At 60.5% G+C, this 14,640-nt stretch carries 8 protein-coding genes; 5 read left to right on the top strand and 3 right to left on the bottom strand.

Annotated elements, in window-relative coordinates:
- Positions 1-282 precede the first annotated feature (282 nt).
- Entirely contained in the window at positions 283-1,470 is a 1,188-nt protein-coding gene (locus AB4Z24_RS00540; protein ID WP_441705044.1) for a J domain-containing protein, read from the top strand.
- Positions 1,471-1,550: 80 nt separating this feature from the next.
- On the opposite strand, the gene AB4Z24_RS00535 is transcribed toward AB4Z24_RS00540, so the two are convergent.
- Positions 1,551-1,748, bottom strand: coding sequence for a hypothetical protein (locus tag AB4Z24_RS00535; protein ID WP_441705042.1), 198 nt, complete (start codon positions 1,746-1,748; stop codon positions 1,551-1,553).
- 264 nt (positions 1,749-2,012) lie between these two features.
- Positions 2,013-4,457 (bottom strand): ATP-dependent helicase, encoded by a 2,445-nt coding sequence (locus AB4Z24_RS00530; RefSeq protein WP_441705040.1) that lies wholly within the window; start codon positions 4,455-4,457, stop codon positions 2,013-2,015.
- A 570-nt stretch (positions 4,458-5,027) separates the two neighbouring features.
- On the opposite strand from AB4Z24_RS00530, the gene AB4Z24_RS00525 reads away from it, so the two are divergent.
- Positions 5,028-9,062, top strand: a complete 4,035-nt coding sequence (locus AB4Z24_RS00525) for an AsmA family protein (protein ID WP_441705039.1) — start codon at positions 5,028-5,030, stop codon at positions 9,060-9,062.
- Between the two features lie 36 nt (positions 9,063-9,098).
- Here AB4Z24_RS00525 and lepA read toward each other — a convergent pair whose 3' ends face one another.
- Entirely contained in the window at positions 9,099-10,901 is a 1,803-nt protein-coding gene (gene lepA, locus AB4Z24_RS00520) for a translation elongation factor 4 (RefSeq protein WP_441705037.1), read from the bottom strand.
- Between the two features lie 171 nt (positions 10,902-11,072).
- Here lepA and AB4Z24_RS00515 point away from each other — a divergent pair, with 171 nt between their 5' ends.
- From AB4Z24_RS00515 to mbfA, 3 genes are all read left to right on the top strand, one after another.
- Positions 11,073-11,639 carry a hypothetical protein gene (locus AB4Z24_RS00515; RefSeq protein WP_441705036.1) on the top strand — a complete coding sequence of 189 codons (567 nt, stop codon included), beginning with the start codon at positions 11,073-11,075 and terminating at the stop codon, positions 11,637-11,639.
- A 232-nt stretch (positions 11,640-11,871) separates the two neighbouring features.
- A complete protein-coding gene (locus AB4Z24_RS00510; protein ID WP_441705034.1) occupies positions 11,872-13,464 on the top strand; it encodes a SulP family inorganic anion transporter in 1,593 nt (530 codons plus the stop codon).
- A gap of 137 nt (positions 13,465-13,601) precedes the next feature.
- Complete coding sequence (gene mbfA / locus AB4Z24_RS00505; RefSeq protein ID WP_441705032.1) at positions 13,602-14,558, top strand: iron exporter MbfA; 957 nt, start codon at positions 13,602-13,604, stop codon at positions 14,556-14,558.
- The last annotated feature ends 82 nt before the right edge of the window (positions 14,559-14,640 follow it).

Raw genomic sequence — 14,640 nt, 5'->3', positions numbered from 1 at the left:
GCCGAGACCGATGCGGATTGGCCAGCCCTACCTGAGGTTGATGATACATCACTAAGTTCCATGGCGCGCACAATTTTTCGGTTCATAACTTTCGGCTTTGGCTTAGTAGACACGATCTTGGGCTAGGATCTTGCACAACTGGAATTAGAGGGGAATTTTCGCTTTCGGGGGCGGACGATTATGGGGGCTTTGCGTTTCTTGGCCTCGGGCTTTGCAGTTTGCATGGCCCTTGGGTGCGGTGCCGTTGCGGCAGACGAGCTCGTATTACCTTACAGTTGCACGATGGATCGAGGTGCTCCACGCCTCTCGCCGTCGGAAGAGACGACCTATCGCATCATCGGTCCTCGGGAGGATCTCGCTTTTCCGTCATGCACCGGCTCGGCCGCGTGGACGTGCGAGACGATGATGGTCTACAAATTTTCGATCGAATGCGCGGGCCAGCGTGTCGCCTGGGCCAAGGTCGCGGCATCAGCGCGTGCTTCGGGCGTGCGGCTACCGGATCAACTTCCACCCGGATACGCGCCCGTGAGCAAACTCAGGGGCCGTTTCGTTTTCCCAGGGTTCGGGCATGCCACGACGCTGGCGCATGTCGCATCACAGGAGCTTTCCCCTGATGCCGTCATCGAGCCGGCTGCGCTGCGTTCCGAACGCGAGCCCGAGCCTGAGACGAAGCCTTGGATTACGGTCGTCGATCCGGCGGCGGCATCGGCTTCCGGGGCTGCTCCCGGGAATGCGTTCAAAGTTGCCGGCGTTGTCTCAATGCTTCTTGTCTCTCTGATGGCGGCATGCCTGTTCTGGGTGCGGCGGCGGCAACTCGGATCATTCGAGTTCCTGCAATTCGCCGGATGGACGGGATCGCTGGCTGCGCGCCTCAGAGATTTTGGGGCGGCATCGTTTGCCCGTGGAACCTCGGCTTTTGGCAAAAGCTATGAAAGTTGGAGGGCGGCAACGGCTCACGACGGCGATGATGGGGAAGATGCCAATCCGTTGGCTCACGTGCACACACGGTTGCACGAAACGGAGACTCTCATTGCCGGCCTTCCGGGCGATCTCCTGTTGCGGGATGTGCTCGCATCGGAACTCGATAGTTTGTACGACCGCGCGGCGGAGCTTGGACGTCGCGTTGGGCAAATCGCGCCAGAGAAGTTACGGGCGTCGGTTCGCGCGATCACACGCGATCTCGATCGTATCGCGCGCATTGCGCACGGGGCCGCGCCGGCGTCTCACGATGAGAGCGCGGACATAGCGGAGCACGACGCGCCATCGACGGTGTATGAGGCTTACCGCATCCTTGGACTCAATTCCGATGCGCCGGACGCTGCCGTCAAGAAGATCGTCGATGCGTTGCGGATGTCCTGGCATCCGGATCACGCGCGCGATGAAGCTGACCGCCGCTATCGCGAACAGCGCATCAAGCAGGTCAATGCCGCGTGGGATTTGTTGAAGGTCAGGCAAGCAGAGGCGGCTTGAACGAAATCGACAAAATAAACGGCACCGCTCAGATCCAAGCGGTGCCGTTCATTCGAGTCCAAACTCAGTTCTTCTTCAACTCATGATGAGTAGCGATGGGCGACCGGAAGATTTCGAATTTCCTCCTCGGTCAGCGGCGTCGTATCAGTCAGCAGGTAGTTCCTGCGATTTGCCCGGCTCAAATCACGCTGAACACCAATCCGCCGCGCGGGAACGTCCCCGTCCTGTCCGCGCACGACGCCTATCTTACCCCTTAACGGGAAGCGGTAAGTGCTCATGGATAGCTCCTTTCAAGGACTCTACCCTCCCAAACAACGGTCCCCCGTTTCGGTTTCACGTCCCTGAAAATTTATTTCAGATCAGGGACTTAAAACGCAAACGCGTCCGATCAACGCCGGCAACCCGGCGTCGTAAAGTTTTGATTTAGCTGATGAACCCCCACGCTCAACGAGCTGGGGATAACATGTCCTGCAATTACGGCAATAAGAAGAAACTCGCGGCGAGAATTAGACATCGCCTGAGCATTTGCTTTCGCAAATCCGTCACACAAGATCGACGAAACTCGCGACAACGCGCTTCGTCGAACCATCATCGAATTCGATGGTCAACTTGTTCCCGTCGACGGCCGTTACCGTTCCCTCGCCGAATTTTTCGTGGCGCACGCGCGTACCTTTTTTGAACGACGGCGCGTCGGCGGTTGATGCGGCTACAAGTTCGCCTTCGAGCGTCAACGGTCCTCGGGATCTCTTCTTCGGATCCTTCTTGCTGCTGCTCCAGGATTGCTGGGCGCGCTGCCATCCGGGCGTATTGTACGTCGAGCGGAACGGTTCCGATCCGCCCGCGCGATCGAAGCGGCTTTGCCCGAAGCCTCCACCATAGCCGAACGGATCAGGCCTGCCGCCGAACGGCATCTCGCTTTCGACCACTTCGACGGTCGCGACGGGCAGCTCGTCGACAAAGCGGGACGGAAGCGCCGATTGATAGAGGCCATGCGTCCGGCGGTTCTGCGCGAACGAAATCTTGGCAATCCGCTTCGCACGCGTGATGCCGACATAGGCGAGCCGGCGCTCTTCCTCGAGGCCTGCCTTGCCGCTTTCGTCCATCGAGCGCTGATGCGGAAACAGGCCTTCTTCCCAGCCCGGCAGGAAGACGATGCCGAACTCCAATCCTTTGGCGCCGTGGAGCGTCATCAGGGAGACGCGGTCGCCGTCGCTGCCCTGCTCGGCGTCCATGACGAGCGAGACGTGCTCGAGAAAGCCCTGCAACGAGTCGAAGTCGTGCATGAAGCGCACGAGTTCTTTCAGGTTTTCGAGTCGCGACTGGGATTGCGGACTTTTGTCGGCCTGCCACATCGCCGTGTAGCCGGATTCATCGAGGATCAGCTCGGCGAGATCGGTGTGGCGCATCTGTTCCAGGCTTGCGCGCCAGCGTTCGAACGACTGCGTCAGGTCGAACAGCGATTTGCGTGCGCGCGGCGTCAGTTCGTCGGTTTCGACGATCTCGCGGGCCGCCTGATAGAGCGGAATGGCGCGGGCGCGCGCGAGCTCGTGGATGCGCTTCACGGTGGTGTCGCCAAGGCTGCGCTTCGGCACGTTGACGATGCGCTCGAATTTGAGATCGTTGGCGGGGTTCGCAACGACGTCGAGATAGGCGATCGCGTCCTTGATTTCCTGACGTTCGTAAAAGCGCGGACCGCCGATGACGCGATAAGGAAGGCCGAGCGTAATGAAACGATCTTCGATGGCGCGCATCTGGGACGACGCTCGCACCAGCACGGCCATATCGTTTAGCCGTTCGCTCTTGCGCTGAAACTGCTCGATCGCCTCGCCGATGGCGCGGGCCTCGGCTTCGTCGTCCCAGAAGTTCGCAACGCTGACCTTCGCGCCTGCGGCGCCGTCGGTGAAGAGCGTCTTGCCGAGCCGGCCATCGTTCTTGGCGATGAGGCCGGACGCGGCGGCGAGAATATTTCCGGTCGAGCGATAGTTGCGTTCGAGCCGGATGACTTTGGCTCCGGGGAAATCCTTCTCGAAACGCAGGATGTTATCGACCTCGGCGCCGCGCCAGCCGTAAATCGACTGATCGTCGTCGCCGACGCAGCAGATGTTCGGCGATCCCTTCGCTAGGAAGCGCAGCCATAGATACTGCGCGACGTTGGTGTCCTGATACTCGTCGACCAGAATATAGCGGAAACGACGATGGTAGTCGGCGAGCACGTCGGGGTGCTCGCGGAACAGCCGCAGGCATTCGAGAAGCAAATCGCCGAAATCGCAGGCGTTGAGATCCTTCAGCCGGGCCTGATAGGCCGCGTACAGTTTTGCGCCTTGGCCCGCCGCGAAATTGTAGGCTTCGCCTTCAGGAACCTTATCCGGCGTCAGGCCGCGATTTTTCCAGCTGTCGATCAGGTTGGCGAGCTGACGCGCAGGCCAGCGATCCTTGTCGATGCCGTTGGCTTCGATGACCTGTTTCAGCAGGCGCACCTGATCGTCGTCGTCGAGGATCGTGAAGCCTGGTTTGAGGCCAACTAGTTCGACATGGCGGCGGAGGATCTTGACGCCGATCGAATGGAAGGTGCCGAGCCACTGCATGCCTTCAAGCGTGCCGCCGATGAGCGTGCCGATCCGCTCGCGCATTTCGCGCGCGGCTTTGTTCGTGAATGTGACAGCGAGAATTTGTGACGGGTAGGCGCGGCTCGTTGCAAGAATGTGCGCGATGCGCGTCGTCAGCACGCGCGTTTTGCCGGTGCCGGCGCCTGCAAGCACCAGGACCGGACCTTCCGTCGTTTCGACGGCGTCGCGCTGCTCGGGATTGAGGCCTTCGAGATAGGCCGGCTGGCCGCGCGACGCCGCTATCGCGCGCGCAGAAATGGACGGGCTGTTCCTGTCATCTTGGCGCGCTGCTCGGGGCGCCTCTGGCAGATCGAACGGCGGGTCGTCATCGTGCGGCAAATCTCCGCTGCCGGCGGCGCCCGGTTTCTGAATTGAGGTCATGGCACTCAGGTAAACCACCGAGGCTGAACGTACAACCGGCGCGGCGCCCCGCCGCGGGCTCGCGGCCAGCGTTTTGTCAAAACGATCCACAGCTATTCAAACGTCTGAAAAGACGAACATTCCAGACAAAGTACATGTTCCGTGTTCGGGTCTATGCGAGGGCTGCCTGAAGCGTTTGGCTGCCGTTCTCGGAAGACTGCTCCGTCAGGATTGTACGGTCACGAGCTCATTCAAAACCGCGGGTCGGATTATGACGATTTCGAATCGAACCTTGGGATCGCTCTATTGCCGTTCGCGAGTGGCGAAGTCGATCGTAAGCCGTCAATTGTCGATCTCGCCAGCGTGGAAAATTCCACGACCTTCTATGACATTTACAAATCCGCTAAGCTTATGATCTAAGGTTCTCAATTCAATTTGTGGGCGTACCGGTACATGCCCGTTGGAATTGAGCCAAATTTCAAGTTCAGAGTGAACTGCCGCCGTGCCATACAGGTGTACAAGGCAGGGACGTTATTTCAATGATGTCCGCCAGTGTGCTTTGCGTTTCGGGCGCGGCTCAAAGAGACGTTCATGAACAATGGGCTATTATATTTTGGCGGCCTCCTGGTCGTTGTTCTTTCGGCGCTTTTTGCCGTACCCAATTTCGTCGACTGGAACGGATATCGCGGCGTCTTCGAGGAGGAGGCTTCGAAGGTCCTTGGCCGTGATGTCCGCGTCGGTGGTTCCGTCAACCTGAAGCTACTTCCAGTCCCATACGTTCGCTTCGAGAAAGTTCGCATCTCCAACCTGACCGGTCAGACGGGCGAGCCGTTCGTCCGCGCAGAGAGCTTCACGATGTGGCTTTCGGGGCCCGCGCTGCTGCGCGGGGTATTGGAAGCGAGTCAAATCGAACTCGATAAGCCGGTTCTGACACTTGCCGTCGATGATAGGGGCGGCGGGAATTGGACCAACATCGAGTTAAAGCCGGGCGATCTGCCGTTCGTGCCGCATGACGTGGCGCTTCGCTCGGTGCGGCTCCGGGATGGTGCGATATCCATCTACAACGCAGCGTCAGAGCGTGTCGCATCATTGGACGGCATCGACGGCGAACTGTCGGCCGACGGCCTCAAAGGTCCCTTCCGTTTCAAGGGGTTGGTTTCCTGGTCGGGAGCCGCGCACGACGTCAAATTGGCGACCGATATTCCTGGCCCCGATGGAGCATTTGCACTCAAGGTTTCCGCGCGCGGCGACAGCTCGCCCATTGCCTACATGCTGGACGGCCGCGTTTCAGACTTGAGCAACAAGCCGACGTTCAAGGGCAACTGGACCGGGAAACTAGCCATTCCCGGTAGCGAAACGGTTGCCACCGCTGGCAAGGCGCCGCCGCTCCTCGATCTCAAGGCGGACGTCACCGCTGATGCGCTCGGCGCAAAGTTCGAGAAGCTCGCGCTGTCGCTCGACGATTCCGCCGCCCCGCAAATGATCACGGGATCGGCTGTCGCGACCTGGACAGCGTCGCCCCGGCTCGATCTTTCACTGCAATCGAAATGGCTCGACATCGACAGGCTTGCGGGCGCGGGGCAGGGAAGCGCTTCGTTTGCGAAGCTCAAGCAACTTACCGGCGGTTTGATGCAATCCGTTGCAGGCGACAGCACGGCGACTGCGAAGATCAATCTCGAACAGGTGAAGGTCGGCGGCGAAAACGCGGGCGGCCTATCGATAGATGCAGTCCGGCAAGGTACCATCACGCATCTCAATACGTTCAAGGTGAGCCTGCCCGGCGGGTCGCGGCTCGATCTTGCGGGCGACCTCAAGAACAACGCGGGCAAGTTCAGCTTTGCCGGGAATGCGTTCATCGGCGGCAGCAGTTTCGGACGTCTCAAAGCGTGGGCGGAAAAGTCCGGGGTTCCGATCGATTTCAACGCCGACGGTTCTTATTCGGCCGCCGGCAAGCTCGAAGTCGATGACACGCACTTCGCTTTGACGGATGCCTCCGGAGATTTGTCCGGCCGGGCGCTCGCCGGTGAACTCAAGATCCTGCGCGGCGACCGGCAGCTGACGGATTTGACATTGCAGGCTGCGGATCTCGACACGCGAGAGGTTTTCCCGAAAATTGCCGCTGCCTTGAACAGTGAATTCCGGCGGTCGCTTGGTCTCCACAAAGTCGAGGGTGCAGAGGATCCGCGCGCGGTTTTGCCTGGTGACGTGCGGCTGCGCGTCATCGCCAGCCGGCTGACTGACGGCGACGTCACCTATCGCGATGTCGATGTTTCATTTGCGATCGAAGGCCGCGACGTCAAGCTGCCCGTGGCGCGGCTGACCACGGCGAACGGACTTTCGATCGAACTCGAAGGCCGCGTCGAGACGCGCGATGGCGGACCGGCCGGCACGTTCGCGTTCGATCTCGTCGGCGGGACACCCGACGCGATGCGCGATCTGGTGAGCAAGGCCGGGCTTTCGACCGTGCTCGGCGAGGAGCGCTTCACCGGATTGAAAGCCGGAAAGATCGCCGGGCTCATCCGGCTCGGCCTCAGGTCGCCGACGGCGACGGACGTGACGTTCGACGGACTATTGAACGGCGCCAACCTCACCGGCACGGCGGAATTCGATGGTGGTCTCGGGGGGTGGCGCTCGCAGCCCAGCCGAATTCGCACTTCGCTCGATGCGCCGTCGTTATCGTCGCTGCTGACGACTCTTGGTCGAAGCGGCGTGAGCGACCGGGCCGTCAGCGCCGATCAGGCGGCTCAAAAGTCTCGTGCGTCGCTCGTCACGGCGGGGATTATCGGCGCTGACGCGGAAGCGCGTGCGGACATCACGTCACCCGATTTCAATATGAGCTTCACCGGCAAGACGCGCTGGCCGGAAAATGCCAAGCTGGCGCTCGACGGAACGCTCGACTTCAAGGCGGCGCAATTTACCGACGCGCTCGTTGCTGCCGGGATTTCGCTGCCGAGCGGAGCCGAAGACGTTGCGGCGCGTGGTTCGCTGCAAATTGGTCACGACGCAAATGCCTGGACGCTCGCGACGCGCGACTTCTCACTCGGCATGTCGACCCTTGCCGCTCATTTGACTGTCACGCCGAAGGCCGAAGCCGTGCAGGTCGATGGCAACATCGATGCGGATCGCGTCGCGTTTCAGAGCCTGCTCGCGGCCGTCACCGACGCCCGGCCGCAGCAACCGGCGGCGACGGCTGGATCAGATGTTGATAACGATGCTGCGGCGGATGCGCAGCCGATCTGGCCCGAGGGGCTGTTCAATTTCGCGGCGCTCGGCAGCACGCACGCGACGCTCAAGATCGCTTTCAAGACGCTCGATTTGAGTGGTGGCCTTGCAACGCACGACGGCAAACTGACGTTGATGCTCGGTCCCGGAAAGCTTGCCGTAAGCGATCTCAACGCTCTGGCAGCCGGCGGACGGTTGAGCGGGAATATCAGTTTCGAGAAGGCATCGAACGGGGTCGCCTTCGCTTCGACGCTGAAACTCGATCAAGCCAAATTGTCGGCGGTCAGCGCGACAGGGAAGGGCACGGCGACGATCGATCTCAAAGCGGAGGCACGGGCGCAAAGTCCGGCCGGTCTCGTCGCGGTCATGACGGGCACGGGCAACGCGAAATTTGCGGACGCGCAAATTTCAGGCCCATCGACCGCGACCGTCGCACAAATCGTCGACGATATTCTTGGCGGAAAATTGCAGAACGAGCAGCGAGCCATATCGGCGGCTCTAGCCAATGGGCTCAATACATCGAAGCTGACGATCGGCAATCGCGAGTTCGCCGTTTCGATCGCCGATGGCTCGATCAGGCTCGACAAGTTCGTGCTCGACAGCGCCGACGGTCAGCTGGAGGGCAACGTCACCGCCGATCTCGCGATGCTCGACATGAACGCGGCTTTCCAGCTTACATCGAACGTCAGGCCCTTGCCGCCGCCAGCAATTCCGCTGTCGAATTGGACGCCGCCGGCTCCGAAGGGGCCGCTGCCTGCCGTCGTGGTGCTTTATGACGGCCCGCTCGACAATCTCGGCGGCCTGACCGTCAAAGCGGATGTTGCCAGCCTTCAGCGCGAACTCGTCGTGCGGCAGATGGAGCGCAATGTCGAAGAGCTCGAGCGATCGCGGCGCATCGATGAAGAGCGTGTTCGTCTGGAGAAGGAACGCCGGAAGAAGCTCGCTGCCGAGCGCGCAGCGGCGCTAGCGGCTGCGAAGAAGAAGGAAGCGGAACGTTTGGCGCCTGGCAACACCGACGCGGCCGGGACTGCGAATACGCCGACCCACGCACAACCTAACGTGCTGCCCGCTACGCCGCCCGTGCCGCCGCAATCGCCATCGACGGGAAGCGATCCGCCCGCGCAAGCGGCAGAGCCGCAAGATGCCGCGAAGCCTCAGGACGCGCCGGGTAACACTGTGTTGACGCCGAAAATATCGGTCGAGCCTCTTCCGCCGGATGGCGCAGCTGGCGGTGAGTCGAATGCCGCGACCGGTACGGTCGTGATCGACCCTGAAACAGGCTTACCTGTTCCAAAGCCCGAGCCGGCAGTGCGACCATCGACAGGACGTTCGACGAGCGCCCAGAAGCAGCCTCGCCGGACTTCTTCGGACGAAGTGATGAAGAGCCTAGGCGGCTTCCAGTAGATTCCCCGACCCTGACGGGCGGCAGCACCTGAGTGGTTAGTTGTCGTCCATCTTGAGGGCGTTGATGAACGCCTCTTGAGGGATTTCGACTTTTCCGAACTCGCGCATCTTCTTCTTGCCGGCTTTCTGCTTGTCGAGCAGCTTTCTCTTTCGTGAGATGTCGCCGCCGTAGCACTTGGCCAGGACGTCTTTGCGGAGCGCCTTGATCGTTTCGCGGGCTATGACCTTGGCGCCGATCGCGGCCTGGATCGGAATCTGGAATAGATGCGGCGGAATGAGCTCCTTCAGCTTCTCGCACATCGAGCGGCCGCGGCTTTCCGTGCGCGAACGATGCACGATGATCGACAGCGCATCGACCGGCTCGCTGTTGACGAGAATGGAGAGTTTCACGAGGTCGCCTTCCTCGTAATTCTTGATGTGATAGTCGAAGGACGCGTAGCCGCGCGAGACGCTCTTCAGGCGGTCGTAGAAATCGAACACCACTTCGTTGAGCGGCAACTCGTAAACCACCATGGCGCGCGAGCCGGCGTAGGTGAGCTGCTTCTGGCGGCCGCGCCGGTCCTGACATAGCTTCAGCACGGCGCCGAGGTAATCGTCGGGGACGAGGATGGTGGCCTCGATCCACGGTTCCTCGATGTGATCGATTTTCGGGATCTCCGGCATGTCGGCCGGATTGTGCATCTCGACGGTCGTGCCGTCATTCATATGCAGGTGATAGATGACGCTCGGCGCCGTCGTGATGAGATCGAGGTTGAACTCGCGCTCCAGCCGCTCCGTGATGATCTCAAGGTGCAAAAGACCCAGGAAGCCGCAGCGGAAGCCGAAGCCCAATGCTGCCGAGCTTTCCGTTTCGAACGAGAAGCTGGCGTCGTTCAAGCGAAGCCTGCCCATTGCCTCGCGCAGGTCTTCGAAATCGGCGGCATCGACGGGAAAGAGGCCGCAGAAGACGACGGGTTGCGCCGGCTTGAAGCCTGGCAGGGCCTCGGGGGTCGGATTTTTTTCGTCCGTGATCGTATCGCCGACGCGGGTGTCGGCAACTTCTTTGATGGCGGCAGTGAAGAAGCCGACCTCACCGGGGCCGAGCTCATCGAGCATTTCCTGTTTCGGCCGGAAGATGCCGACGCGCTCGACCTGATAGCTGCCGTCCGTTGCCATCAACTTCACGCGCTGGCCCTTCTTCAGGGTGCCGTCGATGACGCGGGCAAGCACGATGACGCCAAGGTAGGCGTCATACCAGCTGTCGATCAGCATTGCCTTCAAAGGCAGTTTCGGGTTGCCTTTCGGGGCCGGCAGGCGTTCGACGATGGCTTCGAGCACGGCTTCGACGTTAAGGCCGCTCTTGGCCGAGACTCCGATCGCGCCCGAGGCATCGATGCCGATCACGTCTTCGATCTGCTGCTTGACGCGATCCTCGTCGGCGGCCGGTAAATCGATTTTGTTAAGTACGGGGAGAATCTCGAGATTGTTGTCGAGCGCCTGGTAGACGTTGGCGAGGGTCTGGGCTTCGACACCTTGGCTCGCGTCAACGACGAGGATGGCCCCTTCGCAGGCGGCGAGCGATCGCGAGACCTCGTAGGCGAAGTCGACGTGGCCGGGCGTGTCCATCAGATTCAATTGATAAAGCTCGCCGTTTTTCGCCCGGTAATCGAGCCGGACGGTCTGAGCCTTGATCGTGATGCCGCGTTCCCGCTCGATGTCCATCGAGTCGAGGATCTGCTCCTTCATTTCACGATTTGAGACATTGCCGCAAAGCTGGATCAGCCGGTCGGAAAGCGTCGACTTGCCGTGATCGATGTGGGCGATGATCGAGAAATTTCGAATATGTGAAATGGCTGTCATGGGCGGGGCTCATAGCACCCGGAACTGACCGGCAAAAGGGGCGTTAAGCCACTGAGGGGGTTGCAGGGCCTGATTGATCGCCGCACGTCGATAAGAGTGGCGGGAGCGGTGGCGGTGTGCCAGAAACCTTCTCGCGCCCTTTGTGCTCCCCGGCGCCCCTGGAGAACCGATATGGCGAATTCATCGTTCGAGGCGAACCCGGCTTTTACCAAGCTCGGGGATGATGCGAAAAAGGCAGTCACTCAGGCGTTCGACGCCATGGCCAATTGGCGGGCGGAGCTTGCCGAACTCGGAGAGAAAAACAGCAACGCTGTCTTCGACAAGATGGCGGAGGCGGCCAAATCTCTTGGTTGGCCCACGGATTTCGTCGAACTTAGCCGGAAGCAGATGCAAAGCGCGTCGAAGCTGCAACTCCAAGCCGTCGATCAGGTCATGGATGTTTGGGAGAAGCAGGTGAAGGCGCTAGGCAATCCTGGGCAAATGCCGAGCTTTCCGACGTTCCCGAACTTCCCGAACGTACCGGGATTTGGTGCCGGCTCCGGTTTCCCGCCGTTTTCAAGTACCAACGGCGGCGCCTTCCCCGACTTTGGCAGCGGCGGGGCCGTCAACCCTGTGCAGTTCTGGCTGCAAGCAGCGGAGATGTGGCAGAAGGGCTGGCAGCAGGCCATGTCCACATGGCTGGACGGTCAGCAGACGCCGGGAAGCAGGTCTCCCGGTGGCAGAGGCAACGCGCGCTAGTGCGCTGACGTCGCCCGCAATTTGAAGATTCAAGGCGCTGGTTCCCTGTGGAACCGGCGCTTTTATCGTTTGATATATCGCAATGCCGCAACTTTTCTGCCGGGTGATCCTGTTGCGGCGGCGTTTCGCTGTGTCTATCGTTTCGGCCGCGAAAGCCCGCACGCGGACAATGTTCCGCGCAAAAACAATAACAGTCTGCGCGAAGGCTTCGCGCTAGCACGGGGAACGCTCTATGACGATGTCGAACCCGGCTTCGGCGCGCGCCGCAAGCGTATTTGGACGCGATTTTCTCGCCTCGATTGTCGTTTTTCTGGTGGCCTTGCCATTGTGCATGGGCATCTCGATCGCGTCGGGCCTGCCACCGACGACGGGCATCATCACCGGCATCATCGGCGGTATCGTCGTCGCGACGATCTCCGGCCAGCCTATGCAAGTCAGTGGGCCGGCCGCCGGGCTCACCGTTCTCGTCTATATGCTGGTTCAAGAGCACGGCGCCGCCATGCTCGGCACGATCGTGCTTTTTGCCGGGCTCATTCAAATGCTGGCGGGCTATTTGAAGCTCGGCCAATGGTTCCGCGCGGTGTCGCCGGCCGTCATTCACGGCATGCTCGCAGGCATCGGCGTGCTGATATTCGCCTCGCAGTTTCACGTCATGTTCGACGGCAAACCGATCGGCAGCGGCGTGCAGAACCTGATCGGAATCCCGAACGCCTTTCTCGATGCGATCCGCAGCGGTGACGGACGTCAAACAGCCGGGCTCGTCGGATTGCTGACCATCGTCACGATCGCCGGGTGGAGCGCTTATTCACCCAAATCCATGAAACTCATGCCTGCGCCGTTGGTCGGCGTCATCGTGGCGGTGATCGCGGCGAAGTTTCTCGGGCTGGAATCGATCAAGTTCGTCGATGTTCCAAGCAACATCTGGGAATGGTCGCTCCAGATGTATCCGACGCCCGCGAAGCTCATGAGCATCTTTGATCCCGGCATGATTGTCGGCGCGGTTTCCATTGCCTTCATTGCGAGCGCGGAAACGCTTCTCTGTGCAACGGCCGTCGATCAGATGCACACCGGGCCACGCACGAAGTACGACAAGGAGCTTTTTGCGCAGGGGGTCGGCAATTCGATCTGCGGCGTTCTCGGTGTGTTGCCGATGACGGGCGTGATCATTCGCTCAAGCGCAAACGTCGCGGCGGGAGCGCAGACGCGATGGTCGGCAATTCTCCACGGCGTCTGGCTTCTGCTTCTCGTCGCGTTCTTTCCCACGGTGCTGAAGCTCATTCCGCTTTCCGCGCTCGCTGCGGTTCTCGTCTATACGGGCTACAAGCTCGCGTATCCGAAGATCCTGCCGACGTTGCGATCGTTCGGTTGGGCCGAAGTCGGGATCTACGTGGTCACAGTCGTCACCATCGTGCTGACGAACCTTCTGGATGGCGTGCTCGTCGGCCTCGGGCTGTCGCTTCTGAAACTCGTCTATGCGTTCTCGCATCTCGAAATCACGACGCAGGATGGGCCGGACAATCGGGTCGACATGCATCTCAAGGGATCGGCGACGCTCGTTCGCCTGCCGATGCTCGCGTCGGCGCTCGAGGGGCTGAAGCCTGGCGCGCAGGTTCACGTCCATATCGAAGATCTCGATTACATCGATCACGCGTGCATCGATCTCTTGTCGAACTGGGATCGTCAGCATGGTTTGAGCGGCGGCTCACTATCGATCGAATGGGATGCGCTCAAAAACAAGTATCAGCAACGCAGCGGCAATGCGGTTGAGCGTGCCGCCGCCAAGGAGAGCGCGGCGGGCGCGCCGGGGGCCAACGCAGTCGCCTAGCTGCGCGGCTTACACAACGGCTCCAGGGACGGTTTATGTTCGTTTGGACGATGGTCTGGCGGCCAGCGGAGAGATCGCTTGCCCTGCATGCGAATTGCGCATAGATTAGAATTATTCTAATTCTAGGGTAAGGGCCAATGCGGCAGTTCAAAGATCTTGATCAACGCGAAATCCTAGCGCTCGCAATTTCGCTGGAGGAAGAGCACGGCCGCATTTATGCGGATTATGCGGCGGGGCTTGCCGCCGACTATCCGGCGTCGGCGAAAATTTTCAAGGAGCTTGGAGAGGAAGAGAACGAGCACCGGCGCTGGCTGATCGATCTCTTTCAGCGGAAGTTCGGCGACCATATTCCGCTCATTCGCCGTCAGGACGTAACCGGCTTCGTTCGCCATGATCCGATCTGGATGATCCGGCCGCTCGGCATCGAGAAGGTGCGCCGGCAGGCCGAGCAGATCGAGGCGGAGACGCGGAGTTTCTATCAGTCTGCACTGGCGCGCGCTTCCGACGCTGAGATCCGCAAGCTTCTCGGCGATCTGATTGCGGCCGAAAACGACCATATCGAGATTGCCCACGACGTCGCTGCCGTAGAGCTGACCGACAAAGCGAAAATCAGCGAAGATCAAGCGGCGCGGCGCTCTTTCGTGCTTCAATATGTACAGCCCGGACTGACGGGCCTGATCGACGGCTCGATCTCGACCTTGGCGCCGATCTTTGCTGCAGCCTTCGCCACGCATAATACCTGGCAGACATTTCTCGTCGGCGTCGCTGCGTCGGTTGGCGCCGGGATATCGATGGCCTTCGCCGAGGCTCTTTCCGATGATGGGGAGATCTCGGGGCGCGGCCATCCGTGGCTGCGCGGCTCGGTCACAGGATTGATGACAGCCCTTGGCGGTCTTGGACATACACTTCCCTATCTCATTCCGGATTTCTGGACCGCGACCACAATTGCCGTCTGCGTCGTTTTCTTCGAGCTTTGGATTATCGCTGGAATTCGCTCACGTTTCAGCGAAACGCGGTTCTGGCGCGCGGCGTCGGAAGTCGTGGTCGGCGGCCTCATCGTGTTTATGGTGGGCATCCTTATCGGCAGCGCTTAGATAAGAGGCCTGGAAGGCCTCACTCAGGCCATAGTCTCTTGACGCTCTCCAGGCGGCTGGCAAAAGTGCCGGCTCTCATCAA

The sequence above is a fragment of the Hyphomicrobium sp. 2TAF46 genome (assembly GCF_052114865.1).
In the GTDB taxonomy this organism is placed as follows: domain Bacteria; phylum Pseudomonadota; class Alphaproteobacteria; order Rhizobiales; family Hyphomicrobiaceae; genus Hyphomicrobium_B.
This window is presented reverse-complemented; position numbering and strand designations above follow the sequence as displayed.

What these genes read in the sequence shown, in the direction of transcription:
- AB4Z24_RS00525 (WP_441705039.1), top strand. Translation starts at nt 5,028, where the DNA reads ATGAACAATGGGCTATTATATTTTGGCGGCCTCCTGGTCGTTGTTCTT.
- AB4Z24_RS00515 (WP_441705036.1), top strand. Translation starts at nt 11,073, where the DNA reads ATGGCGAATTCATCGTTCGAGGCGAACCCGGCTTTTACCAAGCTCGGG.
- AB4Z24_RS00530 (WP_441705040.1), bottom strand. Translation starts at nt 4,457, where the DNA reads ATGACCTCAATTCAGAAACCGGGCGCCGCCGGCAGCGGAGATTTGCCG.
- AB4Z24_RS00540 (WP_441705044.1), top strand. Translation starts at nt 283, where the DNA reads ATGGATCGAGGTGCTCCACGCCTCTCGCCGTCGGAAGAGACGACCTAT.
- lepA (WP_441705037.1), bottom strand. Translation starts at nt 10,901, where the DNA reads ATGACAGCCATTTCACATATTCGAAATTTCTCGATCATCGCCCACATC.
- AB4Z24_RS00510 (WP_441705034.1), top strand. Translation starts at nt 11,872, where the DNA reads ATGACGATGTCGAACCCGGCTTCGGCGCGCGCCGCAAGCGTATTTGGA.
- mbfA (WP_441705032.1), top strand. Translation starts at nt 13,602, where the DNA reads ATGCGGCAGTTCAAAGATCTTGATCAACGCGAAATCCTAGCGCTCGCA.
- AB4Z24_RS00535 (WP_441705042.1), bottom strand. Translation starts at nt 1,748, where the DNA reads ATGAGCACTTACCGCTTCCCGTTAAGGGGTAAGATAGGCGTCGTGCGC.